This is a genomic window from Mesorhizobium sp. M8A.F.Ca.ET.208.01.1.1, from assembly GCF_004791315.1.
In the GTDB taxonomy this organism is placed as follows: domain Bacteria; phylum Pseudomonadota; class Alphaproteobacteria; order Rhizobiales; family Rhizobiaceae; genus Mesorhizobium.
Window position 1 is genome coordinate 1,009,501 of sequence record NZ_SRUT01000001.1, and the last position, 26,253, is coordinate 1,035,753.

Here is a 26,253-nt window from a genome sequence, read left to right on the forward strand (position 1 = left end):
TGTCTTCAATCACGCATGGAGCGGGGATGTCATCGGAAATCGCCACCAGGGAAGGGCGGGCCGGCTTTGGCGACTACGAAACCTGGTATCGGGTCAGCGGCGAACTCGACGCCGACAAGGCTCCGGTCGTCATCCTGCATGGCGGGCCAGGTGCCGCCCACAACTACGTCGATGCGTACAAGCTTCTTGCTCGAACGGGCCGTGCCGTCATCCACTACGACCAATTGGGCTGCGGCAACTCCACCTTGCTGCCTGACAGAGGCGCCGATTTCTGGACGCCCAGGCTGTTCATCGATGAACTTGAAAACCTCGTCGACCATCTCGGCATCCGCGGCGGCTTCCACGTGCTCGGACAGAGCTGGGGCGGCATGTTGGGCGCTGAATATGGGGTGACGCGGCCAAAGGGTCTGAAGTCGCTGACCATCGCCAACTCACCGGCTTCCATGAAGCTGTGGGTGGAAGAGGCCAACCGGTTGCGCGCCGCCCTGCCGAGCGATGTGCAGGAGACACTGGCAAGGCACGAACAGGCCGGCACGACGGACGATCCGGCCTATCAAGAGGCGACGATGGTGTTCTACGAGCGGCATGTCTGCCGGGTCGTTCCGTTCCCGCCCGAGGTGACGGAAACCTTCGCCCAGGTCGCACGCAATCCGACCGTCTATCATCTCATGAATGGTCCGAACGAATTCCACGTCATCGGAACGCTGAAGAGCTGGAGCATCATCGACCGATTACCCGCCATCGATGTTCCCACGCTGATCATTTCCGGCCGTCACGACGAAGCCACGCCCGCGACCGTGCAGCCCTTCAAGGACGGCATCAAGGGATCGCGCTGGCAGGTATTCGAGCATTCCAGCCATATGCCGCATGTCGAAGAGCAGGATCTATGCATGCGGGTGGTGGGAGACTTCCTGGACGACAACGACAACTGAGAAAAGGGGACTACGACATGAAGAAACTGCTTCTCGCGGCATCGGCCGCGGCATTGCTGGCCGGCATGTGGCTGGCTCCGGCGCAGGCCGAGTACCTCAAGGAACATCGCGGCGGCACCATTCGCCTGCTGGCGCGCTCGGCGGCCGGAACGCTCGATCCGCATATCAACTACACCGACCAGGGCTGGCAAATGTATCAGCCGATCTATGACGGGCTGGTCGCCTTCCGCAAGGCCGAGGGCATGGACGGCTTCACCATCGTCCCCGATCTCGCCGAGGCGCTGCCGCAGGTCAGCAATGACGGCAAGACGTTTACCTTCAAACTGCGCAAGGGCATCAAGTTCTCCGACGGCAAGGATCTCGGCGTGAAGGACGTCGTTGCTTCCTTCCAGCGCATCTTCAAGGTCTCCGGACCAACATCCGGTACCTTCTATGCTGGCATCGTCGGTGCCGACAAATGCCTTGCCGACACCAAGAGCTGCACGCTGGAAGGCGGCGTTGTCGGCGACGAGGCGGCCGGCACGATCACCGTCAACCTGACCAAGCCGGACGCCGAGATTCTCTACAAGCTTGCCTTGCCGCACGCCGTCGTCCTGCCGGCGGAGACGCCCGCGGAAGACATGGGTTCCAAGCCTATCCCCAGCACCGGCGCCTATATGATCTCCGCCTTCGATCCCAACAAAGGGATGACGGTGACCCGCAACCCCAACTTCAAACAGTGGAGCGAGGAAGCCCAGCCCGACGGCTACCCCGACGTCGTCCAATATGATTTCGGCCTCTCCGAGGAAGCCGCCGTCACCGCGATCCAGAATGGGGAAGCCGACTGGATGTTCGACGCGCTGCCGAGCGACCGCCTTGGCGAACTCGGCACCAAGGCCATGGACCAGTTGCACATCTCGCCGCTTTCGGCGTGGTGGTATGCGCCGCTCAACAATCGTCTGGCGCCGTTCGACAACGAAAAGGCGCGTCAGGCCGTTGCCTATGCGATCGACCGCAACACGCTGGTCAAGCTGTTCGGCGGCAAGGTGCTCGCCTCGCCGGTATGCCAGGTTCTGCCTCCGGATTTCCCTGGCCACGAGGACTACTGCCCCTTCACCAAGAACCCCGGCGCCAAATGGTCGGCGCCTGACCTCGACAAGGCAAAGCAACTCGTCGAGGAATCGGGCACCAAGGGCCAGAAGGTGACCATCATCGTCGAGGACACGGCCATTTCCCGGTCCATCGGCGTCTATCTGCAGAGCGTGCTGACCACCATCGGCTACGTCGCCGACGTCAAGCCGATCTCGTCCAACATCCAGTTCACCTACATCCAGAACACCAACAACAAAGTGCAGATGTCCGTCACCCAGTGGTACAAGGACTATCCTGCGGCCTCGGACTTCCTGAACATCCTGTTCAGCTGTGCCTCGTTCCGCGAGGGTTCGGACGCTTCAATCAACATCGCCGGCTTCTGCGACAAGGATATCGACGCCAAGATGCAGAAGGCATTGGACCTCGGCGTGACCGACCAGAAAGCCGCCGACAAATTGTGGGCTGAAATCGACAAGCAAGTCACGGACAAGGCGCCGGCCGTCGGCCTCTTCACGCCCAAGCGGCTCGACTTCGTCAGCAAACGCGTTGGCAATTTCAAGTTCAACCGGCAGTTCAACTGGATGATCACCCAATCCTGGGTACAGTAATGGCCTGGGTAAAGTAACGAACCGCGGAGGGGCACGTCCGTGTCGAACGAAGCTGTCGCCATGCCGCGCAAGACGCGAGGGCCTTGGGCCGTCGCGTTTGCGAAGCTGGCAACGGACAGGGCCGCCATGGCGTCCCTGGCCGTGTTCCTCCTCATCGTCTTCGCCTGCCTCAGCGCGCCTCTCTACGCGAAATGGGCAGGAACGGACCCATTCGCCTCGACGCTCGACGCCGTCATCCAGATCGACGGCGCCGACGTTCCTGTGATGGAACAATCGACAGAGGGGCTCGGGCTCGGCTACACGCCGCTTGGGCCGACCTGGCGGCTCGGCAATTATTTCCTTGGCGCCGACAGCCAGGGACGCGATGTCATGGCCCGGATGCTCTATGGCGGGCTGAGTTCGCTGCTGATCTCCGGTGCGGCCACCATCTTCACCCTGATCCTCGGCACGGCGGCGGGATTGATCGCGGGGTATTTCGGCGGCGTCACCGACACGGTGCTGTCGCGCTTGCTGGATGTGCTTTGGGCGTTTCCGATCTATCTCCTGGCGATTTCGCTTTCCATCGTCACCATCGCGCAAGGCATCTCGATCGGGCCGATCGAGATCGAGTCCGGCAGTCTGTGGCTGCCGGTCATCATCATCGGTATCGTCTACATACCCTATGTGGCGCGCCCGATACGCGGGCAAGTCCTGTCGCTGCGCCACAGCGAGTTCGTGCTCGCCGCGATCAATCTGGGGGTGCCGGGGCCGCGGATTCTGTGGCGCGACATCCTGCCCAACATCACCACCACGCTGATCGTCTTCGTGCCGCTGATGATGGCACTGAACATGCTGACGGAATCGGCGCTTTCCTTCCTTTCGATCGGCGTGCAACCACCAGCCGCGAGCTGGGGCACCATCATCCAGGACGGCCAGGCGCTGCTTTACACCAGGCCATTGGTGGCGCTGGTACCGGGCCTGGCGATCGCGGTTTCCGTCATGGCGCTCAACGTCTTCGGAGACGGCCTGCGCGATGCGCTCGACCCGCGCTCCAAGGTTCGGCTGGGGCGCGACTGATGATCTATGCCATCCTGCGCCGTTTCGGTCAGATGCTGTTCGTGATGTTCGGCATCTCGGTCATCGTCTTTTTGATCTTCTTCGCGACACCTGGGGCCGACCCTGCGGCGCGCATCGCCGGCCGCAATGCATCGCCCGAGGTGCTGGAGGCGGTGCGCCACAGCTTCGGCTTCGACCGGCCACTCTACGTTCAATATGTGAAAATGATGGAGAAGATCTTCGTCACTGGCGACCTGACCTCCTTCGTCAATCGTGGCTGGAAGGTGGTGCCGGCAGTCATGGATTCGATCCCTGTCACGCTCTCGCTGGTGTTCGGAGCGGCGATTCTGTGGGTGGTTGTCTCCATCGCCATCGGCATCGTCGCCGCCGCCACCCGCGACAGCTGGCTGGACAAGCTGCTGATGGCGTTGGGTCTGCTCGGCATTTCCATGCCAGTCTATTGGCTGGGGGAGGTGATGAACCTGATCACCCAGAGCCGCTACCACGACAGCTGGGCGTTCTCCTGGGTGCCCCCGCTCGGCTACAAGAATTTTTCCGACGATCCGAAAGGCTGGTTCCTGACGCTGGTCATACCTTGGATCACGCTGGCCATTCTCTACATCGGCATCTACGGGCGGGTGTTGCGCGCGGCAATCATCGAATCCATCCAGGAAGACTATATCCGCACGGCCCGGGCCAAGGGCCTGTCGGAGACGCGTATCCTGCTGCGCCACGCCTTGCGCACATCGCTCATCGCCTTCGTCACCCTGTTCGGCCTCGATTTCGGCGCACTGGTGGGCGGCTCGGCCCTGCTGACCGAGGTGGTGTTCGGGCTGCATGGTATCGGCAAGCTCACCTATGACGCGCTGCAGAACCTGGATCTGCCGATGATCATGGCAACGGTGATGTATGCGTCCATGTTCGTGGTCATCGCCAATGCGGTTGTCGATTTCGTCTACATCCTTCTCGATCCGCGCCTGAGGACATCATGATATTGTCGGTGCGCGACCTTAGAGTGTCCTTCCGGACCGACGACGGCCTGGTGAGGGCCATCGATGGCGTTTCCTTCGATCTCGCGGAAAGCGAAATTCTCGGTGTCGTCGGCGAGTCCGGCTCCGGCAAGACAGTGTCGCTGCTGGCGGTGATGGGGCTGATCACCGACCCCAACGCGATCATCGAAGGCTCGATCCGCTACAAGGGCCGCGAGCTGGTCGGACTGCCTCCGCGCGAACTCAGGCGCCTGCGGGGCAACGAGATCGCGATGATCTTCCAGGATCCGATGACGGCTCTGACGCCGGTCTACACGATTGGCTGGCAGATCGCCGAGCAGATCCGTGCCCACCGCAACATCAGCAAATCCAGGGCCATGGAGCGCGTCGAGGAACTGCTGGCGGAGGTGAATTTTCCCAACCCCCACGAAGCGATGTCGCGCTACCCGCACCAGCTCTCCGGCGGCATGCGGCAGCGGGCGGTGATTGCGATGGCGTTGTCCTGCAACCCGGCGCTGCTGGTGGCGGATGAGCCGACCACCGCGCTCGACGTAACGGTGCAGGCCGGAATTCTCGATCTCGTGCGCAAGCTGCGCTCGACGCACAAATCGGCCGTCGTCTTCATCACGCATGACATGGGCGTGGTCTCCGAACTCGCCGATCGGGTCATGGTCATGTATGCGGGCCGCATCGTCGAACGCGGCAGCCGCACGGAGTTATTTTCCGACCCGCGACACCCTTATACGCGCGCATTGCTTGGTTCGATCCCGCCGCTGACCGGTGCGAAACCCCGCCGCCTGCCGGCTATTCCCGGGTCACCGCCGTCGCTGCTGCGATTGCCGCAAGGCTGCGCCTTCGGGCCGCGTTGTCCGGTCCGGTACGAGCCTTGTCTAACCGACAAGCCCGATCTTGGCGCCGCCACGCACGCTGCGGCCTGCTTTCGGGTGGCGCAGGTATGAGCGGACCGATGATCGACAAAGACCGTCCAATCCTCGAAACACGCTCGCTCGGCAAGCGCTTCTCGATCGGCACCCGTTTTTCCGCTGAAGGCAGGCGGACCGTTCACGCGGTCGACAATGTCTCGCTGACGGTGCGGCGCGGCGAAACCGTCGGATTGGTCGGGGAGTCCGGATGTGGCAAGTCCACGCTGGCGCGCTGCCTGGTCAGGCTCTACGACATTTCGGACGGTGAGCTTCTGTTCGAAGGCGACGACATCACGTCGAAGTCGCTGTCTGAACTGAGGCCGCTGCGGCGGCGCCTGCAAATGGTGTTCCAGGACCCGTCGGCCTCGCTCAATCCGCGCCGGCGCGTCGGCGATCTCGTGGCCGAACCGCTGCGTATCCATGGCAAGCTTTCATCGCGCGAGATCACCAATCGCGTCGCGGAACTGTTCGACCTCGTTGGATTGTTGCCGGACCATGTCATGCGCTTCCCCCATGAATTCTCGGGCGGGCAGCGCCAGCGTGTCGGCATAGCGCGCGCCATTGCCCTCAATCCCGATCTCGTCGTTCTCGACGAGCCGGTCTCCGCGCTCGACGTGTCCGTACAGGCGCAGATCGTCAACCTGCTTGCCGACCTTCAGGAGAAGCTGGATCTCACCTATGTCTTCATCGCCCACGACCTGTCCGTGGTGCGCCAGGTCTCGACCCGCATCGCGGTCATGTATCTCGGCTCGATCGTGGAGGAGGGACCAGCGGAAGAGGTGTTTTCAGCCCCCGCCCATCCTTACAGCCAGGCGCTGATCTCGGCGGTTCCCGTGGTGGAGACGACGCCCAACGGGATGCGCAAGCGCATTGTCCTCACGGGCGATGTACCGAGCCCGCTCAACCCGCCATCCGGCTGCCGGTTCCATCCCCGATGCCCAATAGCGGCGGAGCGGTGCCGCACAGAGCGGCCTGAGTTGAAACAGTATAGGCCCGGCCGCAAGGTGGCGTGCCACTTTCCGACGGTATAAGCAAACATCGCGCCTTGTACCCGGAGGGCCGCATCCGGTCGGAAAATTCTTCAAAAATTCAGTTGTCCGCATGGAACCAACCGACGTGCGGCGCGTTTGATTGGGTTCGATCGAGCGCATCTCGATCGACGGGAGGAAACAATGGACTACCTGCATTTCTTTTCGCCCGTGCGGATATCGCGCGGGCAGGGGCATCCTGTAGAAGAAGTGGATAGTGTCGCCGAGGCGATGGTTTTCTTGCGCAAATGGCCGACGGGACGACGTGGGCCAGTGTATCAGTGCGCGTTGAATTGCTGCTCGGCCGCCCTGTCGGGCCAGATGTCGGCAGAGGAAGCAAGGAAGGCCTTCACCGGCTTTGCCCGAATTACGCGGCTTCTCGACGACGACATGGCATTGCCGATGGGCGGCGACAGCATGGCGAGCGTACACGCGCTACGGCGCTAGCAGCCCCCAACCCCTTTGTTGCTGGTCCGCGCCCGCTGCGGGGAGCGGCAGTGGTGGTGCTTGCACCTACCCAGGTCATCCGTCGCCAATCGACACAGTCGCCAGGGTCCATCTGCTTGCCGAGGGGCGACGCCAACCGTGGTGGAAAACGGCGTGCCGGAAGCGTTTTGCGCTGTAAGGCAGCAAATAGGCCATGATGATGACCCCTCCCGAGATACGCACGCATGAACGTGCGTATCCTCCCTTTATTAGCAATTCCTAAAACACTACTCCAATTTGTGGATAATTCAATATGCCTATTGCATTGTGAAATAGATTATGACTCTAAACCGATTCAAACTAAGTGCAAAAAAAACCGCAGATTACCGGTCGCCGAAGTTGGATAGATCCAGCTCGCCGAAGGAAACGAATAAAATCAGTATGTTGAACAGGCTCGCCATTGCGCCGATGATGGACTGGACTGACCGGCATTGCCGGTTCTTCCATCGCCAGTTGACGAGCCGTGCGCTGCTTTACACCGAAATGGTGGTGGCCGACGCCGTCATCCACGGTGCACGCGAGCGGCTGCTCGGCTTCGACGAGGTGGAACATCCCGTCGCCCTGCAACTTGGCGGCTCGGATCCTGCAAAACTTGCAGAGGCGGCGCGCATTGGCGAGGCCTTCGGCTATGACGAGATCAATCTCAATGTCGGCTGCCCGTCCGACCGCGTCCAGTCCGGCACGTTCGGCGCCTGCCTGATGAAAGTACCCGACCTTGTCGCCGATTGCGTCGCCGCGATGAAAACGGCGGTGGCGGTGCCGGTCACGGTCAAATGCCGCATCGGCGTCGACGAACAGGATCCCGGGCCGGCGCTCGATGCGCTTGCAAATGGGGTTTTCGATGCCGGCGCCGATGCCTTGTGGGTGCATGCACGCAAGGCGTGGCTGGAAGGGTTGAGCCCCAAGGAAAACCGCGACATCCCGCCGCTCGACTATGACAGAGTGTATCGGCTGAAGGCCGGAAAACCGAGCAAATTCATCGGCATCAATGGCGGTATTCAGTCCCTTGACGAGGCGCGGGTGCATCTCGGTCATGTCGATGGCGCCATGCTTGGCCGCGCCGCCTACCACACACCGGGCATTCTGGCTGGTGTAGACGCCGCCTTCTACGGCGCGCGGCCGGAGGCGTTCGATTTCGCCGCGCTGATCGATGCGATGGCGGACTACGCGGCACGCCACATCGAACAGGGCGGGCGGCTTGGCCATGTCACGCGCCACATGGTCGGGCTGTTTCACGGGCTGCCCGGCGCGCGCCGCTACCGCCAGATCCTGTCTACCGACGCTACGCGGCCCGGGGCCGGGCCGGACGTGCTGAAGACGGCTTTCGCGGCGGTCGAATTCGGTGGAGGGGCCGCCGAAGCGGCCTGATCTCAGTCCCTGAGGATCATGCGGTCGCCACGCACGTCGAAACCCGACAGCGAGCCGATGAAGTTCATGCCAAGCAGACTTTGGCTCAGCATGCCGGGAGCGGCGACCATCACCGGCATATCCTTGCGCACGATGCCGCCGATTGCCAGCTCGCCGGTCTTGACCGCCGCGGCGCGCGCCATGCCGTTGGCGGTCGAAACCGGTATGGTGTAGTTGAGCGCCGCCGGATTGAAGCCTGCGGCCTGAGCGTCCTCCGAAGTCAATACGGTGCTGGTCGCGCCGGTGTCGACAACGGCCCGCACCGGATTGCCGTTGACCAGGATGCGCGCCTCGAAGTGACCGTTGTCGGCCTTGTCCAGGGTCACCGTCGCATGTCCATCTTCGACGCCGAGCGCCAGCGGACTGCCGGGAACGAGGCCCGCGGTCACGCGGCTGGCGACGTCCTGCAGCTCGTAACGATATTGGTAGCCGGCGATCAGCGCGAGCACGATAGCCGCCCATGCGCTGAGGTTGCGTGCCATCACTCCCAGCGGAGCTGACCGCAGCAAGCCCGCGCCGATAAGGGCGCCGAAAGCCCCAAGCCAGATCAGCCGGCCAAAATCGTAATTCTCGACGCCGAGCGTGCTGCCGGCGGAATCGTTGAGCATGAGCAGGGCTGCCCCCACGCCGATCACCGCCATCACAATCCAGAACAGCCGGCTGCTCATCCGTCCCTCGCTAGAGTGCGTCGCGTTCGCGCGCCATGCGGGTACGGCGTGTTTCGCGGCGCGGCCGGCGCTCGACGGTTTCCAGCCGGGCCGGCAGTTCGGTCATCACGCCGCGGCGCGTTTCGGGCGTCATCCCCATCCAGGCGCCGATCTCCTCGCGCGTGCGGCCGCAACCGAAGCAGAAGCCGGTTTTCATATCGATCGAGCAGACCAGGATGCAGGGAGATTCGATGGCCGTCATGACTTTCTCTGGAGGAACTCCATTCGGAAATCCGCTCTTCCTTCTCCACATGGTGCAACGGCGAAGCCAATGCAAGCCCTCGCGATAGCGCCTTCCGTGGCCGCCTTTGCGGCAAGTCGGGAAGGACGATCGGGGAGGTTGTGCCGATCACGCAAGGCGGCTATGCCGCTCCTCCACTCCAGGAATGATTGTCACGACATGACCACTGCACTGCCTTTCGACGATTTCCGCAACCTGCTCGACAATTTGCCGGAAGCCGACCTCAAAGCCGAGGCGCGCGTGCGCACGCTGTTTGCCAAGGCGGACAAGCCTCGGAATTCGCTTGGCCGCGTCGAGGACATCGCCGCATGGCTCGCCGCATGGAGTGGCCGGGCTCCGCCTGCGGTGACAAGGCCCTTGATGGCTGTCTTTGCCGGTAACCACGGCGTGACCCGACATGGTATTTCGCCGCGTCCGGTTGCGGCCACCGCCAACGCGGTCGAGCTTTGCGCGGCCGGCGGTGCCGCGATCAACCAGATCTGCATTGCCTATGATCTGGGGTTGAAGGTGTTCGATCTTGCCCTGCACATCCCGACCGGCGACATCAGAGAGGATGCGGCGCTTGACGAGCGCGGATGCGCGGCCACCATGGCCTTCGGCATGGAAGCGATTGCCGGCGGCACCGACCTGCTTTGCCTCGGCGATCTCGGCGTCGGCAATTCCACCGTCGCCGCCGCCCTGTTCGCCGCGCTGTTCGGCGGCAGGGGCGCCGACTGGGTCGGCCCGGGATCCGGCGCCGACGCGGCGATGCAGGTGCGCAAGGCAGAGGTGGTCGATGCGGCGTTGGCCTTTCACGGCCACCATCTCGAAGATCCGCTGGAGGCCCTGCGCCGGGTTGGCGGCCGCGAGTTCGCGGCGATAGCTGGCGCAATCCTCGCCGCGCGGATGCAGCAGATACCGGTACTGCTCGATGGCTTCGCGGCAACGGCAGCCGCGGCTGTGCTGCATGCAGCAAACCCCGCAGCGCTTGATCATTGTCTTCTCGCCAGCCTGTCGCCGGAGCCTGCGCATGCAAGGGCCGCAGAGCACCTCGGGCTGCGTCCGCTGCTCGATCTCGGCATCGGTCATGGCGAAGGTGCGGGAGCGGCCCTGGCGGCCGGGCTCGTCAAGGCAGCGGCACTGACCAGTTCAGGCATGGCGGCGGCTGTTCGGGGCTAGAGCGTTCGCGCCTCGACGTCTCAACGTCTGAGATTGGGGATACGGTAGACGACCGAGATATATTTCGAATTCGAGCGTGTCTCGACTATCGAACCGCCAAGGCCTTCCGCGATCCTTCTGCTCGCGACGTTCTCTTCTGCGACAGGATACTCGAGGCAATCCGGATTGAATTCCTCAGACGCCCATGCCGCAACGGCGGCAACGGCCTCACGGCCGATGCCGTTTCCATGTACATCCTCCCTTATCCAAATTCCGATCTCGGGACAGGCAGTCCTGGCCGCGTGAAGGCCGACAAGTCCCAGGCAGCGACCGTCCGCCAACGAACGCGCGACGAAATGCAAATCCGATCCGTCAAGGATCGGGGCAAGCCAGGATCGCCATACCTCGGCAAAGGCCGCTGGTGATCGAGGTGGTTCCCACTGCATGAAACGAGTGATCGCGGGAGTGATGGCGGCAAAGACTTCCGCGGCATCGTCGGACGTGAACAGCTTCAGACGAAGTCGCTCCGATTTGATTTCGACGCCACTGGCATCCCAATCTGCCGTCATTGCGGTCTGCGTGCCTTCTTCCAGTCCTTGTCGACGCAGGTTTGCAGGGGTACTACCGCCGCCGCGCGGCCACCGCCGCGGTCGGCAGCGCCGGCAGTTCCTCCATCACCCGGCTTAGCGGGAAGATGGCGATCGCTTCTGTGCCCTCGCGCAGCTTGGAGTGAAGCTCGAACTCGCCGCCATGCATGGCGAGCAGCCCTTGCACGATCGGCAGGCCAAGCCCGGTGCCTTGCTCGGCGCTCTTGATGGCGATCGAACCCTGGCCGAAGGCTGAAAGCACGACCGGAATCTCGTCCTCGGGAATGCCGGGGCCGTTGTCCTTGATCGAAATGTATTGGCCGCCGCCCGCCGTCCAGCCGACCCGCACGCGGATCTCGCCGCCGGTGGCGGTGAATTTGATGGCGTTGGACAGAAGGTTGAGCGCGATCTGGCGCACGGCGCGCTCGTCGGCGAACAGGCGCGGCAATGTCTGTTCGAAATCCTGGACGACGCGGATGTCCTTGTTGCGCGCCTTCAGCTCCATCATGTGGCAGCAATCCTCGACGATGTTGAGCAGCATCACCGGCTCCTCGTTGAGCTGGTAGCGGCCGGCCTCGATGCGCGACAGGTCGAGGATCTCGTTGATCAGGTCAAGCAGGTGCTGGCCTGAATCATGCACGTCATGGGCGTAGTCGCGATAGGTGGGATTGCTCATCGGCCCCAGCACCTCGTTCGCCATCACCTCGGAAAAACCGAGAATGGCGTTGAGCGGCGTGCGCAATTCATGGCTCATCGAAGCGAGGAAACGCGATTTTGCAAGGTTGGCGTCCTCGGCCCGCCGCCGCGCCTCGTCCGACATCGATTTCGCCGTCTCCACCTCGGCGATCAGCGCGTCCTTTTCGGAGCGGAACGACAAGAGCAGCAGGGAGAAGCGATTGAGGTGACTGGCGATATAGGTGAAGAAAGGCAGCGACAGGACAAGCAGCCCGGCCATGATCGCCTCGACCGGCATCCACGATTTGGCCGCGGCATAGGCGTAGAGCGCCACCGGAACCGCGAAGGTCGCCAGCAGCGCTCCGCTCAGGGATGAGGCCATCAGTGCGGTCCCTGCCATGGCAAACAACAGCACCACCGCCTTGATCACCTGGAACTGGTCGACCTCGCAGGCGCCGCAGCCCAGCCAGACGAACCAGGCCCAGCCCAGACCGCAAAGGAAATGGCCGACCAGCAATTCCCTTCGCGTTTGCAATGAGTTGAGCTCGGAAGCTTCCGTACGCTCGATGCGCCGCGCCATGAAGACGACTGTCGTATAGCAGGTGAGCGTAAACAACGCCCAGAGCCCGATCTCATTGCCGATGCCGGCCAGACGGCCGGCCGCGGCGATCGCCAGGACGAGCAACGGGATGACCACGGCGCCGCTTGTCATGGCTCGGGCGTGCAGCTTCAGCAGTTCACGGTCGAAATCGGGATTGCCGGCCTGCTGCGAAAGACGGTCGCGCGTCTTGCGCACCGCGCGCGCGACATCGCTGTTGCGATGCCGTTTCCTGCGGTCCACTATGAACTTGTCCGCTGTGTTCGAGCGTTGCAAGGGCATCAAGAGCTTCAATTTATGCGCGCAGCGATTTCAAGGTGTTAAGCTACGTTCGAATGATTAACCAACCGTTTGCCATATGAGCCGTTCCTGGTCGCCAAGGTCGCGCCCGCGGTACGCGGCGCCGCGCCCGACAAGCCCGTGGCGCAAGCTGCTGGACTACGGGCTGGCCGTCATCATTCTGGGGCTGCTGATCCTGCTTGCGGCGCGTCTCGATCGAGTGGAGACGCGCAAGACGCAGGGTGGCGCCATCATCAATGACGGCGACTCGATCACGCTCGGCACCGAGCGCATCCGCATGCGCGGCATCGACGCCCCGGAATACACCCAGACCTGCCGCAAGAACGGCGCCGATTATGCCTGTGGCACGCTGGCGCGCCAATCACTGGTGCGCCTGATCGGCGGCAGGCCGGTCACCTGCAGCGGCTGGCAGCGCGATCGCTATGGCCGGTTGCTCGGCGACTGCAAGGCAGGCGCCACCGACCTCAACCGTGCCCAGGTCGAAGCGGGCTGGGCCGTCGCCTATGGCGACTTCGAAGGCGTGGAAGCGACCGCCCGCGCGGCAAAAGTCGGTATCTGGGCGGGCACGTTCGACCAGCCGCAGGACTGGCGCGACAGCCACCACGGCGATGTCGTGGAGCGAAAACATGGCACGCTGGCGTCGATCGGCGACGCGGCGCGCGAGATATTTCGCTTCTGGTGAAGCGCGTCTGCGGAAAGAAAAGGAGGATCGAAATGAAGCTGTTCGACGGCGGTCGTGCGCCCAACCCACGCCGGGTTCGCGTTTTCCTCGCCGAAAAAGGGATCACGGTTCCGTTGGTGCCCGTCGACATGGGCGCTCTGGAACACAAGCAGCAGTCAGTCAGTTCGCGCAATCCGCTGCGGCGCCTGCCGGTTCTGGAGCTCGATGACGGCACCATCCTCACCGAATCCGTCGCAATCTGCCGCTACTTCGAGGAGCTTTACCCCGAGCCGGCATTGTTCGGGCGCGGCTCGCTTGGCAAGGCACAGGTCGAGATGTGGCAGAGGCGGATGGAGTTCAACCTGCTCAGCAGCGTCGCGCAGGCTTTCCGCCACATCCATCCGGCCATGAAGGAATGGGAAATCCCGCAGATTCCCGAATGGGGCGAGGCCAACAAGCCGAAGGCGGTGGAGTTTCTCCGGCTGCTGGACGCTGAACTCGGCAACCGTGAATTCGCCGCCGGCGACAGCTATTCGATCGCTGACATCACCGGCCTGATCGCGATCGATTTCATGAAGCCGGCACGCATCAAGGTGCCGGAGGAATGCACCAATGTGCTGCGTTGGCATCAGGCTGTCTCGAGCCGGCCGAGTGCCGCCGCTTGAGCGTCGAACTCGACAGGCTCGCCGCGACGGTCCGCGCTTGCCGCATCTGCGTCGACAATCCCGTCGGCAAACCGCTCCCGCATGAGCCGCGTCCGGTGCTGCGACCCTCGTCCAGCGCCCGCATCCTGATCGCCAGCCAGGCTCCGGGGACCAAGGTGCATCTGTCGGGCATGCCATTCACCGACGCTTCCGGCGACCGCCTGCGCAACTGGCTCGATGTGAGCAGCGACGAATTCTACGACATCGAGAAATTCGCCATCGTACCGATGGGCTTCTGCTTTCCCGGACAAGACTCCAAGGGCGGCGATCTGCCGCCGAGGCGTGAGTGCGCTCCGGCCTGGCGCTCGCCCTTGATGGCGCTGATGCCGCGGATCGATCTGGTGCTGACGATCGGCATCTATGCGCAGACCTGGCACATGGGCGCGGCGCGCCGCCCCTCGCTGACGGAAACGGTGATGAACTGGCGCGCCATCTGGGAGAATTCTGTCGGCCCCAAAGTGCTGCCGCTGCCGCATCCGTCCTGGCGCAACACTGGCTGGTTGAAGCAGAATCCGTGGTTTGAAATGGATTTGCTGCCTTTCCTGCGGTCGGAAATCCGCTATCGCCTAGGCTAGGCATTAAGCAAGAAATCACTCGCTTTCGACGCAAGTGGCAGAATTTCTTTCTTGTGAATGGCCTAAACAAAAGGGAATATAGCGAAACCATTCCACCAGGAGCTTCCGATGGATCGCCTTGACCGAAAAATTCTCCGCCTCCTGCAGGAGGACGCGACGCTTGCGGTCGCCGACGTCGCCAAGAAGGTCGGCCTGTCGACCACACCGTGCTGGCGGCGCATCCAGAAGCTCGAGGAAGAGGGCGTCATCAAGCGGCGCGTCGCCATTCTCGACCACGAAAAGGTCAATGTGCGGGTCACGGTCTTCGTGTCGATCCGCACCAATTCGCACAGCCATGAATGGCTGCGCCGGTTTTCCGAGGTCATCCAGGAATTTCCCGAGGTGGTCGAATTCTATCGCATGAGCGGCGACGTCGATTATCTCTTGCGCGTCGTGGTGCCCGACATCGCCGCCTACGACGCCTTCTACAAACGGCTGATCGCCAAGATCGAGATCCGGGACGTGTCGTCGTCCTTCGCCATGGAGCAGATCAAGTACACGACCGAAATCCCGCTCGACTACATGGTGCTGGACAAGGAGTCGGGCGCGAACGCGGCCTGATCGCGCCGTTCAATTCTTCTTCTTGTTGAGGAAACTCCAGGGCGAGTTCACCGGCAATATGACGGAGTCCGGAACCGTGTCGACGCCCACGACATCGGCTTTGCGTACGGTATAGCCGGACTGGATGACGCTGACGCCGTCGAGAATGAACAACTGGCTTTTCTCCATGTCCGGCTTCAAGTCACCGGTCACGGCGACAGGCTGGTAGGTTTGCGACATCTTGTAGGGACGGGCAGGCGTGACCAGCACGATCTGGTTGGGAGGAGGCGTCGGCATATGGCTGCACGCGCCGGTCCAAGGCACCAGCAGGAACTGATAAACGAGATCGCCGTCGCGATCGACCGGCAATGCATAGCCGGCTAATTGTATCGTTTTGTCCTGCAGGGCGACCGACAGCGTCTCGCCGTGATCCGGCAGTTTCGCCGCGATCATCGGCAGGCCGGCGTCTTCGGCGACCGCCTGGGTGACCGGGCGCAAATCCTTCCAGAGGATGTGCGTGGTCTCGGCCGAGGCGCCGGCGGTGGAGCGGGCAAGCGCGGCCGCAAGCGCTATGATCGACTTGAAATGGTTCATGGCCGCATCCCTTTGCGGGCAAGTAAAGACACTGCTGTTGGCGGCGTCAATGCTCGAGCCGCATCACATGGCGGCGAGAACCGGCCATGCCGGTCTCGTGGAAACCGCGGCTGGCAAACATGTCGTGAAAGCCCATGAAACGGTAGCTCGGCGAGGCCTCGTCTACCGGATAGGCTTCTATGATGCGCGCACCATTGGCGAAGGCATGGTCAATGGCAGCATCGAGCAATGCCGTAGCAAGGCCACCGCCGCGCAAGGCCCTTGGCACATAGAAGCAGACGATCGGCCACACACCTGTCTCGCCGTCGTCCTGCTGTTTCGATAGCTTACGATAGGTCTCTCGCGGCGCGACCGAGCACCAGGCTACGGCCTTGCCGCCGATATGGGCGAGGATGCCGACCGGCGTGCCAGCATCGATGAGCGCCATCATCTGGCGTTTCTTCTCGTCGGTCTGGGCGGGCTCGGGGCTGTGGCGCCAAGCCATGCACCAGCAATATTTTGGCGCACCCGGCTGCTCGAACAACGTTTCGAAGCTGGCGCGTGTTGCCCGTGTCACCTCGGTGAAAAGGATATCGGCGCCGTCAAACTTTCCTGGCGGCGAGGCGTTCAAGCGTTTTGGCATCCGACAGTTCATTGGCGGCGTCCTTGCCGATCCAGCGGGCGGTCTTGTCCAGGGAGGTCGCAAGTTTCCGAGCCAGGGCAAGGGCGGGGGCATGCAGGCCCATCGATCGCTTGCCGATCTGCCGCAGCGCCCAATTGACCGCTTTGCGGACGAAGTTTCGCTCATCGCCGGCATAGGATTCGATCAATGGCAGGTAAGGCAGGAACGTCGCGTCCGATTCCTTCTTCAGATGCACGGCTGCCCATGCCAGCATGGCGAAGGCTGTACGGCGGACGAATTCGCGCTCGTCGGCGGCGAACTCTTCGACCAGCTGGCGCCAGAACGGGGTGTCCACGAACAGGTCGGAGACGGTGTCGACGATCTCCCATGAGTCGAAATCGCCGGCCCAGCGGCGGCACTCTTCGATGGCGATCTTTTTCGGCTCGCCGGTGAAGGCCGCCATCAGCCGCGCCTCGCGAATGCCTGTGTCCCATAGCGCGAGGGACCGTTCATAGTTGCGCTTCACCTTGCGCGCCAAGGGCCGCAAGTCCGCATTGCCGATGCCGAGCGCGGTCGCGTTGTTGATGCCGAACCGCGCCATGCCGGCGCGGTTTTTCTCTGTGCCAATCGAACGCAGATGAGCGACGATGTCCTGCGCGGTCCAGCCTGGAGCGGGCAGGGGCATCGTCACCTACCTCTCCAGCCGCGCCAGCAGCGAGGACGTGTCCCAGCGCTTGCCGCCCATCGCCTGCACATCCTTGTAGAACTGGTCGACAAGCGCTGTCACCGGCAGCCTGGCGCCGTTGCGGTCGGCCTCCGCTAGGCAGATGCCGAGGTCCTTGCGCATCCAGTCGACGGCGAAACCGAAATCATATTTGCCGGCATTCATGGTCTTGTGCCGGTTTTCCATCTGCCAGGAGCCGGCCGCCCCCTTGGAAATCACCTCGATCACCTTTTCGATGTCGAGCCCGGCCTTCTTGCCGAAATGGATGCCTTCCGACAGGCCCTGCACCAGTCCGGCGATGCAGATCTGATTGATCATCTTGGTGAGCTGGCCGGCACCCGCCGACCCCATCAGCCCGACCATGCGGGCAAAGGCGTCGATGACCGGCCTGGCCCGGTCGAACGCAGCCTCATCGCCGCCGACCATCACGGTCAGCACGCCATTCTCGGCGCCGGCCTGGCCACCGGAGACCGGCGCGTCGAGGAATGAGAACCCGCTCGCCTGTGCGGCTTCCGCCAGTTCGCGCGCGACTTCCGCCGAAGCCGTGGTGTTGTCGATAAAGACCGAGCCTTTCTTCATCGCCTTGAAGGCGCCTCCAGGCCCTGTGGTCACCGAACGCAAATCGTCGTCATTGCCGACGCAGGAAAAGACGAAATCCTTGCCCTCGGCGGCCTGCGCAGGCGTCGTGGCAAGGTTGCCGCCATGTTGAGCGACCCATTGTTCGGCTTTGGCTTGGGTGCGGTTGTAGACGGTGACGTCGTGGCCGCCCTTGTTCTTCAGGTGTCCGGCCATGGGATAACCCATGACGCCCAGACCGAGAAATGCCACCGATGCCATGCCTTGTCCTTCCGGCGAAACAGAGATTTCAGTTGCGGAAGCTCTAGGCCATGCGACGAATTCGTCAAGGCGCGCGCCGCCGCATCGACTGGCACAGGCCGATCAGGAACGGTTCGGCGATGCGTCAGCGATGCAGATGGATGGTGATCCGACGCTCGATCCATTCGACGCCATGGCGCAGGATCTCGACCATCACCAGATAGACGATGGCGACCCAGACATAGGCCTGGAAGTCGAAGGATTTGGCGTAGGCGAGCTTCGCATTGCCCATGAGGTCATAGACCGTGATGATGGCGACGATGGCCGAGGCCTTGATCATCAGAACCAGTTCATTGCCATAGGGCCGCAACGCCACGATGAACGCCTGCGGCAGGACAACCTTGCGCAGCGTCTGCAGCTTGTGCAGGCCGAGCGAAGCAGCTCCTTCCCATTGGCCCCTGGGCACGCTTTCGATGGCGCCGCGCAGGATCTCGGCCTGGTAGGCCGCGGTGTTGAGCGCGAAGGCGAAGACGCCGCAGTTGAAGGCCTCGCGGAAGAACCACCACAGCCCGACGGATTCAAGCTGCAACCGGAAAGAGCCCAAGCCATAGTAGACGAGGTAGACCTGGACCAGCAGTGGCGTGCCGCGGAAGAAGTAGACGTAGCAGTAGGCAAGGCCGGACAGGAAGCGGCTCTTCGACATGCGGCCATAGGTGACGGGCAACGAAAAGATCGCGCCGACCACCATCGAAATCGCCACCAGCGACAGCGTCGCCCACAGGCCCTGCAGATAGGCTGGCGCATATCTGGCAAAGAACTCGCCATTCCAGGCATAGATGAGATAGGCGAGGATACCGAGGCCGAAGAGAATCCACAGGCCGACGAGCGCGTACCCGACGATACGGGTGCGCGGCCAGCCGCGTGCCCGCGGCGGCGGCCGGTCGACGGAGATGGCTTGGCTGAGGCTCATCGTGCCTCCCTCCGTCCCAGCGAGCGCAAGATGAACCCGGTCGCGATCGATGACAGGATCGCCAGAGCGAGGAAAACCAGCGCGGCCACGCTGTAGAACAGGAAGGCGTGTTTCGTGACACGCGCCGCCACGCCGGCGTTGCGCAAGGTTTCGGCGAGGTTGACGACAGAGACCAGTGCGGTGTCCTTGAGCAGGCTCAGCCAGCAATTCTCGAGGCCGGGAAAGGCGATGCGGAGCAGCTGAGGGAGGATCACCTTGCGCATGGTCAGCCATGTCGACAGGCCGATCGCGTAGCCGCCCTCATACTGGCCCTTGGGAATGGCGCGAAAGGCGGAAAGAAACACCTCGCTGGCATAGGAGGAAAAGATCAGCGACAGCACGATCATGCCGGCGATGAAGCTGTCGACGTCGATCGTCGCCTCGGGCTTGAAGAGGCGGATGACGTATTGCAGCAGGATGGGCATGCCGAAGAAGAACAGGAACAGCGTCACCAGTTCCGGCAGGCCGCGAAACACGGTGGTGTAGATGTTGGCGGCCACCCGCAGCGACGGTTCTTCGGATTGCTTGGCCCAGGCTACGAAAAAGCCGATCGTCAGGCCGATCGGCAGCGTGGCAAGGGCAAGCGCGATGGTGACCAACGCGCCATAGGCAATATCGTCACTCCAGCCCTCGGGTCCCCAACTCAGCAGTGTCCATATGCTTTGGGCTGGCATTGACTGGTCTTACTCCACGGCGCTCCCGAGATGAACAAGGCGGCAGGGGACCCCTGCCGCCTTGGCAACAGACTATCAGGACTCGGCGCCGTAGACGTCGAACTTGAAGTACTTGTCGTTGATTTCCTTATATTTTCCGTTGGCACGGATGGCGTCTATGGCGGAATTCAGCTTGTTGACCAAGTCGGTATCGCCCTTGCGAACGGCGATGCCGGCGCCGGGTCCGAAGATTTCGACCGGTTGCGGCGAGGGCTGGCCGAGGATCTTGCAGCAGGCGCCGTCTGGCGAATCAAGCCACTGCTGCAGCACGACGATATCGTCCTCGATGGCGTCGAGACGGCCATTGGCAAGATCTGCCTGCTCCTCGGGGCTGCTCGGATAGCCCTTGACGGTGCTGTCGGTGTAGGTCTTCGAGGCATAGTTGAAATGCGTCGTCGTGGTGGCCACACCGATGTTCTTGCCGGCGAGGTCTTCCTTGGTCACGCCCTTCAGAGGCGAATCCTTCGGCACGGCGATTGCGGACGGCGTATTGTAGTATTTGTGCGAGAAGTCGACCTTCTCCTTCCTCTCCGGCGTGATCGACATCGAGGCGACGATGGCGTCGAACTTGCCGGCCTGAAGTGCGGGAATGATGCCGTCCCAATCCTGGGCCACGAAGGTGCACTTGACCTTCATCTCATCGCAAAGCGCGATGGCGATGTCGATGTCGAAGCCGACAAGCTGGCCATCGGCGGTGAGGTTGTTGAATGGGGGGTAGGCGCCCTCGGTGCCGATCCTCAGGGTCTTTTCCTGGGCCTGGGCTACGCCGAGCGTCAGCAGCGCAGCCGATGCGGCGAGCGCGATACGCAGTGCAATACGCATGATAGTCCTCTCTTTATGGTCCCGGCCGTCGTTCCGAAACGGCTCTGTGGGGCGGTGCTTTTGACCGCCCGCTGGGCCGATACTCCCACTCTTTCCAAGAAGAAAGCAACTGCAAAACCGCCAAAATCGGCAATGGGCTTCTGCCGTTACGTTACTTCTCAAGCAACGAGGTCGGTCGTTCGCTCGATGAAGTCGGCTATGGATTTCGTGTCGTCGAGGTCGAACACCGGCAAGCTCTGGCCGGTGATGGCGAAATCCGCGGCGATGGCGACAATATTGGGATCACCCGCCGCAAGCGGCGTCCGCTCCTTTGCTTCCAGTCGCCTCGTTTCGATCTTGCGGTGGGGTTCGCGCTTGTAGCCTTCCACCAGCACGATGTCGCATGGGGCGAGCCGCGAGAGGATGGCGTCCAGCGGCGGCTCATCCTCGCCGCGCAACTCGTGCATCAACGCCCAACGATTGCCTGACACGATCGCAACCTCGGTGGCGCCGGCCTGGCGATGGCGGAAGCTGTCCGCGCCTGGCTTGTCGATGTCGAAATCATGGTGGGCGTGTTTGACCGTCGATACCTTCCAGCCGCGCCGCACGAGCTCGGCGACCAACTTCTCGGTCAGTGTGGTCTTGCCGGAGTTTTTCCAGCCGGTGATGCCGAAGACGCGTCTGTTCATGACGTCATGCTCTGCAACAGGCGCGCGGCCTGGGCAAGATCGTCCGGCACATTGATGTTGAAGAAAGGATCGATGGATTGTCCGGCGGATTGCAGGATCGGGAATTCGACCTCGACATGGCCGTGCTGCTCGATGAAGGCCGAAACCCGCTTGTTGTGCTCATCGACCAGGAAATGCCGCAAGGCGTCGCGGCATCCGACCGGCCATAGCGCGAAGGTCGGGTGCAGCCTGCCTGCCGAGCAAGCGACCGCGATCGAACCGGGACGTTCGCCGGCCGCCGCCTCCAGACGATCGACGAGATCCAGCGGCAGGAATGGCGTGTCGCCGGCAGCGGTGACGATCGCCGTGCAAGGTGTGCGGGCAGCGGCCCATTCGAGGCCGGTGAGGATTCCGGCGAGCGGCCCGGCGAAGCCCTCGACGGTATCGGCGAGCACCGGTAGCCCGAAACGGGCGAACCGCGCCGGGTCGCCATTGGCGCTAAGCGCCAGGGTCTCGAACTGCGGGCCAAACCGCGACAGGATCTGGTCAAGCACACAGCCGTCGCCAAGCGGCAAAAGGCTTTTATCGCCACCGCCCATCCGTCTCGATTGGCCACCCGCCAGAATGATCCCTGCGACATCCCGATTCATTCTGCCCAGCCTGTACGCCAACCCCGTGAAATCGCAAGCGACTTCACGGGCGGGTAGTGCATCAGTTTGAAATCCGGCGCTTTACGCGCGCGAGGCCTTCAACCAAGCCAATGATGAGCCAGCCACGCGAGGTACAATCCGGCTATGGCCGCATAGATAAAGCGACCGGACCTTTGGGCATGGGCTTATGGTGCGCCACGCGTAGCCGTGGCGGCCGATAATAGGATAACATTTGCCGTTGTGAGACGATTAGCATTTGCTCCAACTCGCGGCGCCCTTCCCCCGTTGCCGGCTTTGAATCCAGGCGCTCCTGAGCGTAGAGTTGTCTCGCATGTTCCGAGGCCGAGAGTGAGTTTTCGTCTAGCCACGCTTTGAACTTGCCGGGTCTTATGAGGACTTTGGCGTGGGTGAAGTCGCGGCGGTGTAGCCGTTCCGCCTTGGAAGCTTCGAAATCGGCGTGCCACTCTTCCCAAGTCGCCGGCATGTCATCGGCACCAGGAAGCTGGCGGATGCGAGGATAATCCTTGGCAGTGTAAACTGAGATAGCCCTGACTTTGCTGGCCATTGCAGATCTCCCCCTTGTTCCAAGAAGAGGGTGCGACATCCTAGGGCTTGATGTCCAGATGGCGTATCGAGCCGCATCGCCCCGCCAGAGCTAGGGATAACTGCCTTTTTCACACAACATATTCAAGGCCCGCCATTTTCAAACTGATGCATTACCCACGGGCGCGGCTAGATTCCGTCCGGCGCCATGGCCGGCCCAGTGCTTTCGGCGACGATCCTTCGCCGACCGACGACGCGCTCGCGATAAAGCGCATAGAGACCCGAGCCGACGACTATTGCCGCACCGGCGATCATCGGCATGTCCGGCACGTCACCGAAGATGATCAAGCCAAGCAGGATCGACCAGAGGAGCGCGGTATAGCGGAACGGCGCAATGAAGGAGATCTCGCCCGAACGCATCGCCATGATGATGAATTGATAGCCGATCAGCACCAGCACCGCGGCCAATGCCAGCAGCGCCGTGCCTTTGCCGGTCATCGGGGTCCAGCCACCCATCGGCGTCAACAGGAAGGCGCCGACGACGGTCATGGCAAGCGCGGTGGCGGTCGAGACCAGCATCGTCGGGATGGCCTGGGGGATGCGTTTGGTGGCGAGGTCCCGCACCGTGCAGCACGCGACCGATGCCAGCGCCACCAGCGAGTAAACGCTGAAGCCCTCGAAACCCGGCCGCACGATGATCATGACCCCGGCAAAACCGATAGCGATCGCCAGCCAGCGCCGCCAGCCGACCGCTTCGCCGAAAAACAGCGCCGCGCCCATCGTCACCGCCAGCGGCAGTGCTTGCAGAACGGCCGAAACGCTGCCAATCGGCAAATGCGCGAGAGCGACCAGGAAGGACACCGTGGCGCCCGCTTCGCCCAGCACGCGGACCGCCACCAGCGGCTGCACCATCAGGCGAGGCCGGAAAAGCGCGCCACGTTGCCAGGCCAGCAGGCCGACGAAGAGCGAGGCGAACGCTCCTCTGATCAGCATGACCTGCGCCATGTTCATCGACTGCGACGAGTATTTGGTAATGGCGTCGTTGAGCGTGAAGCCAACCATCGCCACCACCATGAACAACGCGCCGCGAAGATTTGGGGAAAGGGGCAAGACACCTACCGATTGCCTGAGCAAGCAAGCCTGTAACAGCCCGCCACGAAACAGCAATGGCAAGGGCTGGGCCAGCACCGGATACCCATCGTCGCTGGCGTGAAATCATCCCGGATCAGGCACGAATTCGGTCGGAAGGCGGCGTCGCCTCCCGACACTTGTACAGCCGAGGCGACGTCTATTTCTTCGGCGTCAGCACCTCGGTGCCGTTGCCGTCCTTGCCGGCGATGGTCCACAGGCCATGCAGCGACCCGTCATCCTCGACCTTGTAGACGACGAGGCCGATATCCTTGCCCATGACGTAGCCGGCGGAGAATGCATTGTCGTTGCGCATGCAGATGCCATCCGAAGACGAGCCGCCCGTCTCCCAATGGATCGCGCAGGTGGTCCCGCTGGTCAGTGTGATGGTGGCTTCGCCATCATAGGCCGAACCGTCGAAATTGGTGCCGGCGACGGTGTAAGTGCCGCCGATCGACTGGGCAGCCGCGGGCAGGGCGGCCAGGCCGAGCAGGGCGAAGGAAAGAAGAAGTTCGCGCATGATGTAATCCCCCGAGACAGCGAAGAACCGCTACGGAACGGAGGCTAGGCGGGAAACCGTCACCAGTAAATCAGACGGATATTTGCGGACAAAGATTTGTTTGCGGTGTGGCTAAAATGCTGATGGCCGCCTACGGCTCATGGCCCCCTGAGGCTGCCGGCGATGACGCCGACCAACAGGTCATATTTCGATTTCAGCGCCGGCGGATAATCGATCCAGACCGTGCGGATGACGCCATCCCTGCCAAACAGCCGCCGCTCATAAAAGATCTTTCCATCCTTCACGCCCGACAGCACCGCCCAGTCCTTGCCGGCTTTGCTGTAGGTGACTTCGTACCCTGGTTCATTGCTCGCCTTTTCGCCGGCAATGAACCCCTTCGGCGTCTCGTCATCGACATTGAATATGCCGGAGCAGGTCAGGCTGGCGCCGTCCGCGCTCAGCCACATCTGGCCGTCGCCATTTTCAGGCTCGGGCTGGCGATCGGTGAAGATATCGCCGGGAAAGGTGCAGACGGTGCCGAAGCGCTCGTTCACATAGGTGGATTGCGCGGCAATAGCGGTGGTCGCCGAGACCACGGCTAGAGATGTCACGATTGAATAGAGCCACCGCATGTCTGACCCGAAGCCGATGATTGCGGGGCAATTCTTGCACAGACAGACGAGAAGGTCAGCCGCCCGTGACACTCATATGGCGTGACACCGAAGGGCGGCTGGTGCGGCGGTCGATGATGAAGTCATGACCTTTCGGCTTGCGGCCGATGGCTTCGTCTATGGCGTCAGCGACAAGTTCGTTGCCTTCGGACGCGCGCAACGGCGCGCGCAGATCGGCCGCATCCTCCTGGCCAAGGCACATATAGAGCGTGCCCGTGCAGGTCAGCCTGACCCGGTTGCAGCTTTCGCAGAAATTATGCGTCATCGGCGTGATGAAGCCGAGTTTTCCGCCGGTCTCGGCGACATGGACATAACGGGCCGGGCCACCGGTCTTGAAGGGGATATCGGTCAGCGTGAACTGGCGCTCAAGCGAAGCGCGCAGCAGCGACAGCGGCAGATACTGGTCGGTGCGGTCGGCGTCGATCTCGCCCATCGGCATGGTCTCGATGACGGTCAGGTCCATGCCGCGGCCATGCGCCCAGCGCATCATCTCGGGCAGTTCGACGTCGTTGAAATCCTTCAACGCCACCGCATTGAGCTTGACTTTCAATCCGGCCGCCTGAGCCGCGTCGATGCCGGCCATGACCTTGCCGAGATTGCCCCAGCGCGTGATGGCGTGGAATTTGTCGGCATCGAGCGTGTCGAGCGAAACGTTGATGCGCTTGACACCACGATCGGCGAGTTCGGCGGCGAAGCGCGAAAGCTGCGAGCCGTTGGTGGTCAGCGTCAGCTCTTCCAGCGCGCCGCTTTCGAGGTGCCGCGAAAGCTGGCGCACCAAGTGCATGATGTTCTTGCGCACCAGCGGCTCACCCCCGGTGAGGCGCAACCGTTTGACACCCTTTTCGATGAACACGGTGCAGAGCCGGTCGAGTTCTTCCAGCGACAACAGGTCCTTCTTGGGCAGGAAGGCCATATCCTCGGCCATGCAATAGGTGCAGCGGAAATCGCAGCGGTCGGTGACCGACACTCTGAGATAGCTGATCGTGCGACCGAAGGGGTCGATCATGTTCATGTTCGAGCGTTTCCGTGGCCGTTAACGGCGTCGTTATATACAGCTATGTGATACGATCCAACCCGCCATTCAAGATAGCTTGCCTTGATCTTTGGTAACATTCCCCGACCGACATTGCGTGTCGGACACCGTTGACGCCTTTGCGTACGGAGCGAAGCAGCGTAGGGAAGGGGAATTCAAGCAGGATCGACCATGACGGCGCCGAAAGAACTGAGGGTCTCCAAGGACCGCAAGCTGCTCACCGTGACGTTTCCGGGCCACCAGCCGTTCGAGCTGCCCGCGGAATTGCTGCGCGTGGCGTCGCCTTCCGCGGAAGTGCAGGGTCATTCGCCGGAACAAAGGGTGACGGTTCCCGGCAAACGCAATGTGGCCATCCTGAAGATCGAACCGGTCGGCAATTACGCCGTGCGCATCACCTTCGATGATTTCCATGACACCGGCATCTTCACCTGGAATTACCTGCACACGCTCGGCCACGAGAAGGACGCACGCTGGAGCGTCTATCTCGCGGAACTCGCCGAGAAGGGCCTGAGCCGCGATCGTTAGCCGCCATTGCGTCGTCAAAACGTCACGTGTCGGGA

The 26,253-nt window shown here is 62.4% G+C and carries 32 protein-coding genes; 14 read left to right on the plus strand and 18 right to left on the minus strand.

Annotated elements, in window-relative coordinates:
* Nucleotides 1–26: 26 nt before the first annotated feature.
* From EN851_RS04945 to dusA, 8 genes are all read left to right on the plus strand, one after another.
* The gene (locus EN851_RS04945) at nucleotides 27–932 is read left to right on the plus strand and encodes a proline iminopeptidase-family hydrolase (RefSeq protein WP_135928681.1); all 906 of its coding nucleotides are present in this window, start codon (nucleotides 27–29) and stop codon (nucleotides 930–932) included.
* A gap of 17 nt (nucleotides 933–949) precedes the next feature.
* On the plus strand, nucleotides 950–2,611 hold the full coding sequence (locus EN851_RS04950; RefSeq protein WP_135928682.1) for an ABC transporter substrate-binding protein: 1,662 nt from the start codon (nucleotides 950–952) through the stop codon (nucleotides 2,609–2,611).
* A 39-nt stretch (nucleotides 2,612–2,650) separates the two neighbouring features.
* Nucleotides 2,651–3,667 (plus strand): ABC transporter permease, encoded by a 1,017-nt coding sequence (locus EN851_RS04955; RefSeq protein WP_135928683.1) that lies wholly within the window; start codon nucleotides 2,651–2,653, stop codon nucleotides 3,665–3,667.
* Nucleotides 3,667–4,638, plus strand: coding sequence for an ABC transporter permease (locus EN851_RS04960; RefSeq protein WP_135928684.1), 972 nt, complete (start codon nucleotides 3,667–3,669; stop codon nucleotides 4,636–4,638). The genes EN851_RS04955 and EN851_RS04960 overlap by 1 nt, the downstream gene beginning before the upstream one ends.
* Nucleotides 4,635–5,594 (plus strand): ABC transporter ATP-binding protein, encoded by a 960-nt coding sequence (locus EN851_RS04965; protein WP_127276848.1) that lies wholly within the window; start codon nucleotides 4,635–4,637, stop codon nucleotides 5,592–5,594. Before EN851_RS04960 ends, EN851_RS04965 begins: the two co-directional genes overlap by 4 nt.
* An 8-nt stretch (nucleotides 5,595–5,602) precedes the next feature.
* Entirely contained in the window at nucleotides 5,603–6,589 is a 987-nt protein-coding gene (locus EN851_RS04970; protein WP_135928685.1) for a dipeptide ABC transporter ATP-binding protein, read from the plus strand.
* Between the two features lie 141 nt (nucleotides 6,590–6,730).
* Nucleotides 6,731–7,033: a DUF982 domain-containing protein gene (locus EN851_RS04975; protein WP_127276844.1), complete on the plus strand. Its 303-nt coding sequence runs from the start codon at nucleotides 6,731–6,733 to the stop codon at nucleotides 7,031–7,033.
* 318 nt (nucleotides 7,034–7,351) lie between these two features.
* Nucleotides 7,352–8,440 (plus strand): tRNA dihydrouridine(20/20a) synthase DusA, encoded by a 1,089-nt coding sequence (gene dusA / locus EN851_RS04980; RefSeq protein WP_135928686.1) that lies wholly within the window; start codon nucleotides 7,352–7,354, stop codon nucleotides 8,438–8,440.
* A gap of 2 nt (nucleotides 8,441–8,442) precedes the next feature.
* Here the strand turns inward: dusA and EN851_RS04985 are convergent, their stop codons facing one another.
* Both EN851_RS04985 and EN851_RS04990 read right to left on the minus strand, forming a co-directional pair.
* Nucleotides 8,443–9,147 carry a TIGR02281 family clan AA aspartic protease gene (locus EN851_RS04985; RefSeq protein WP_135928687.1) on the minus strand — a complete coding sequence of 235 codons (705 nt, stop codon included), beginning with the start codon at nucleotides 9,145–9,147 and terminating at the stop codon, nucleotides 8,443–8,445.
* Nucleotides 9,148–9,157: 10 nt separating this feature from the next.
* Nucleotides 9,158–9,388: a DUF1289 domain-containing protein gene (locus EN851_RS04990; RefSeq protein WP_135928688.1), complete on the minus strand. Its 231-nt coding sequence runs from the start codon at nucleotides 9,386–9,388 to the stop codon at nucleotides 9,158–9,160.
* A 198-nt stretch (nucleotides 9,389–9,586) separates the two neighbouring features.
* On the opposite strand from EN851_RS04990, the gene EN851_RS04995 reads away from it, so the two are divergent.
* The gene (locus EN851_RS04995; protein ID WP_135928689.1) at nucleotides 9,587–10,585 is read left to right on the plus strand and encodes a nicotinate-nucleotide--dimethylbenzimidazole phosphoribosyltransferase; all 999 of its coding nucleotides are present in this window, start codon (nucleotides 9,587–9,589) and stop codon (nucleotides 10,583–10,585) included.
* Between the two features lie 20 nt (nucleotides 10,586–10,605).
* On the opposite strand, the gene EN851_RS05000 is transcribed toward EN851_RS04995, so the two are convergent.
* Together EN851_RS05000 and EN851_RS05005 are read right to left on the minus strand one after the other, a co-directional pair.
* On the minus strand, nucleotides 10,606–11,133 hold the full coding sequence (locus EN851_RS05000) for a GNAT family N-acetyltransferase (RefSeq protein ID WP_135928690.1): 528 nt from the start codon (nucleotides 11,131–11,133) through the stop codon (nucleotides 10,606–10,608).
* 52 nt (nucleotides 11,134–11,185) lie between these two features.
* Complete coding sequence (locus EN851_RS05005) at nucleotides 11,186–12,706, minus strand: ATP-binding protein (protein ID WP_127872463.1); 1,521 nt, start codon at nucleotides 12,704–12,706, stop codon at nucleotides 11,186–11,188.
* Between the two features lie 76 nt (nucleotides 12,707–12,782).
* Between EN851_RS05005 and EN851_RS05010 the strand changes: the two genes are divergently transcribed.
* The 4 genes from EN851_RS05010 to EN851_RS05025 all read left to right on the plus strand — a co-directional run bounded on the left by EN851_RS05010 (nucleotide 12,783) and on the right by EN851_RS05025 (nucleotide 15,264).
* On the plus strand, nucleotides 12,783–13,406 hold the full coding sequence (locus EN851_RS05010; protein ID WP_127277775.1) for a thermonuclease family protein: 624 nt from the start codon (nucleotides 12,783–12,785) through the stop codon (nucleotides 13,404–13,406).
* Nucleotides 13,407–13,438: 32 nt separating this feature from the next.
* Entirely contained in the window at nucleotides 13,439–14,050 is a 612-nt protein-coding gene (locus tag EN851_RS05015; protein ID WP_127277776.1) for a glutathione S-transferase, read from the plus strand.
* The gene (locus EN851_RS05020; RefSeq protein ID WP_127277777.1) at nucleotides 13,990–14,664 is read left to right on the plus strand and encodes a uracil-DNA glycosylase family protein; all 675 of its coding nucleotides are present in this window, start codon (nucleotides 13,990–13,992) and stop codon (nucleotides 14,662–14,664) included. The genes EN851_RS05015 and EN851_RS05020 overlap by 61 nt, the downstream gene beginning before the upstream one ends.
* Nucleotides 14,665–14,772: 108 nt before the next feature.
* On the plus strand, nucleotides 14,773–15,264 hold the full coding sequence (locus EN851_RS05025) for an Lrp/AsnC family transcriptional regulator (protein WP_006205209.1): 492 nt from the start codon (nucleotides 14,773–14,775) through the stop codon (nucleotides 15,262–15,264).
* Between the two features lie 9 nt (nucleotides 15,265–15,273).
* Here the strand turns inward: EN851_RS05025 and EN851_RS05030 are convergent, their stop codons facing one another.
* The 14 genes from EN851_RS05030 to moaA all read right to left on the minus strand — a co-directional run bounded on the left by EN851_RS05030 (nucleotide 15,274) and on the right by moaA (nucleotide 25,672).
* The gene (locus EN851_RS05030; RefSeq protein WP_135918489.1) at nucleotides 15,274–15,837 is read right to left on the minus strand and encodes a DUF3299 domain-containing protein; all 564 of its coding nucleotides are present in this window, start codon (nucleotides 15,835–15,837) and stop codon (nucleotides 15,274–15,276) included.
* A gap of 46 nt (nucleotides 15,838–15,883) precedes the next feature.
* Entirely contained in the window at nucleotides 15,884–16,459 is a 576-nt protein-coding gene (locus tag EN851_RS05035; RefSeq protein WP_135928691.1) for a GNAT family N-acetyltransferase, read from the minus strand.
* Nucleotides 16,419–17,123, minus strand: coding sequence for a DNA alkylation repair protein (locus EN851_RS05040; RefSeq protein ID WP_135918758.1), 705 nt, complete (start codon nucleotides 17,121–17,123; stop codon nucleotides 16,419–16,421). The genes EN851_RS05035 and EN851_RS05040 overlap by 41 nt, the downstream gene beginning before the upstream one ends.
* A gap of 6 nt (nucleotides 17,124–17,129) precedes the next feature.
* The gene (locus EN851_RS05045) at nucleotides 17,130–17,999 is read right to left on the minus strand and encodes an NAD(P)-dependent oxidoreductase (RefSeq protein ID WP_135928692.1); all 870 of its coding nucleotides are present in this window, start codon (nucleotides 17,997–17,999) and stop codon (nucleotides 17,130–17,132) included.
* Between the two features lie 124 nt (nucleotides 18,000–18,123).
* Complete coding sequence (locus EN851_RS05050) at nucleotides 18,124–18,948, minus strand: ABC transporter permease (protein ID WP_135928693.1); 825 nt, start codon at nucleotides 18,946–18,948, stop codon at nucleotides 18,124–18,126.
* Nucleotides 18,945–19,661, minus strand: coding sequence for an ABC transporter permease (locus EN851_RS05055; protein ID WP_127872456.1), 717 nt, complete (start codon nucleotides 19,659–19,661; stop codon nucleotides 18,945–18,947). The genes EN851_RS05050 and EN851_RS05055 overlap by 4 nt, the downstream gene beginning before the upstream one ends.
* Before the next feature lie 75 nt (nucleotides 19,662–19,736).
* Nucleotides 19,737–20,522: an ABC transporter substrate-binding protein gene (locus EN851_RS05060; RefSeq protein ID WP_135928694.1), complete on the minus strand. Its 786-nt coding sequence runs from the start codon at nucleotides 20,520–20,522 to the stop codon at nucleotides 19,737–19,739.
* Nucleotides 20,523–20,680: 158 nt separating this feature from the next.
* Nucleotides 20,681–21,190: a molybdopterin-guanine dinucleotide biosynthesis protein B gene (mobB, locus tag EN851_RS05065; protein ID WP_127279909.1), complete on the minus strand. Its 510-nt coding sequence runs from the start codon at nucleotides 21,188–21,190 to the stop codon at nucleotides 20,681–20,683.
* The gene (gene mobA, locus EN851_RS05070; RefSeq protein ID WP_135880375.1) at nucleotides 21,187–21,819 is read right to left on the minus strand and encodes a molybdenum cofactor guanylyltransferase MobA; all 633 of its coding nucleotides are present in this window, start codon (nucleotides 21,817–21,819) and stop codon (nucleotides 21,187–21,189) included. The genes mobB and mobA overlap by 4 nt, the downstream gene beginning before the upstream one ends.
* A gap of 142 nt (nucleotides 21,820–21,961) precedes the next feature.
* Nucleotides 21,962–22,384 carry a hypothetical protein gene (locus EN851_RS05075; RefSeq protein ID WP_135928695.1) on the minus strand — a complete coding sequence of 141 codons (423 nt, stop codon included), beginning with the start codon at nucleotides 22,382–22,384 and terminating at the stop codon, nucleotides 21,962–21,964.
* 167 nt (nucleotides 22,385–22,551) lie between these two features.
* Complete coding sequence (locus EN851_RS05080; RefSeq protein ID WP_135928696.1) at nucleotides 22,552–23,472, minus strand: DMT family transporter; 921 nt, start codon at nucleotides 23,470–23,472, stop codon at nucleotides 22,552–22,554.
* A gap of 178 nt (nucleotides 23,473–23,650) precedes the next feature.
* Nucleotides 23,651–24,010 carry a hypothetical protein gene (locus tag EN851_RS05085; protein WP_127279947.1) on the minus strand — a complete coding sequence of 120 codons (360 nt, stop codon included), beginning with the start codon at nucleotides 24,008–24,010 and terminating at the stop codon, nucleotides 23,651–23,653.
* 137 nt (nucleotides 24,011–24,147) lie between these two features.
* Entirely contained in the window at nucleotides 24,148–24,600 is a 453-nt protein-coding gene (locus EN851_RS05090; protein ID WP_245520689.1) for a hypothetical protein, read from the minus strand.
* Nucleotides 24,601–24,676: 76 nt separating this feature from the next.
* Nucleotides 24,677–25,672, minus strand: a complete 996-nt coding sequence (gene moaA / locus EN851_RS05095) for a GTP 3',8-cyclase MoaA (RefSeq protein WP_127279945.1) — start codon at nucleotides 25,670–25,672, stop codon at nucleotides 24,677–24,679.
* Between the two features lie 192 nt (nucleotides 25,673–25,864).
* On the opposite strand from moaA, the gene EN851_RS05100 reads away from it, so the two are divergent.
* Nucleotides 25,865–26,218 carry a DUF971 domain-containing protein gene (locus tag EN851_RS05100; RefSeq protein WP_135915939.1) on the plus strand — a complete coding sequence of 118 codons (354 nt, stop codon included), beginning with the start codon at nucleotides 25,865–25,867 and terminating at the stop codon, nucleotides 26,216–26,218.
* The last annotated feature ends 35 nt before the right edge of the window (nucleotides 26,219–26,253 follow it).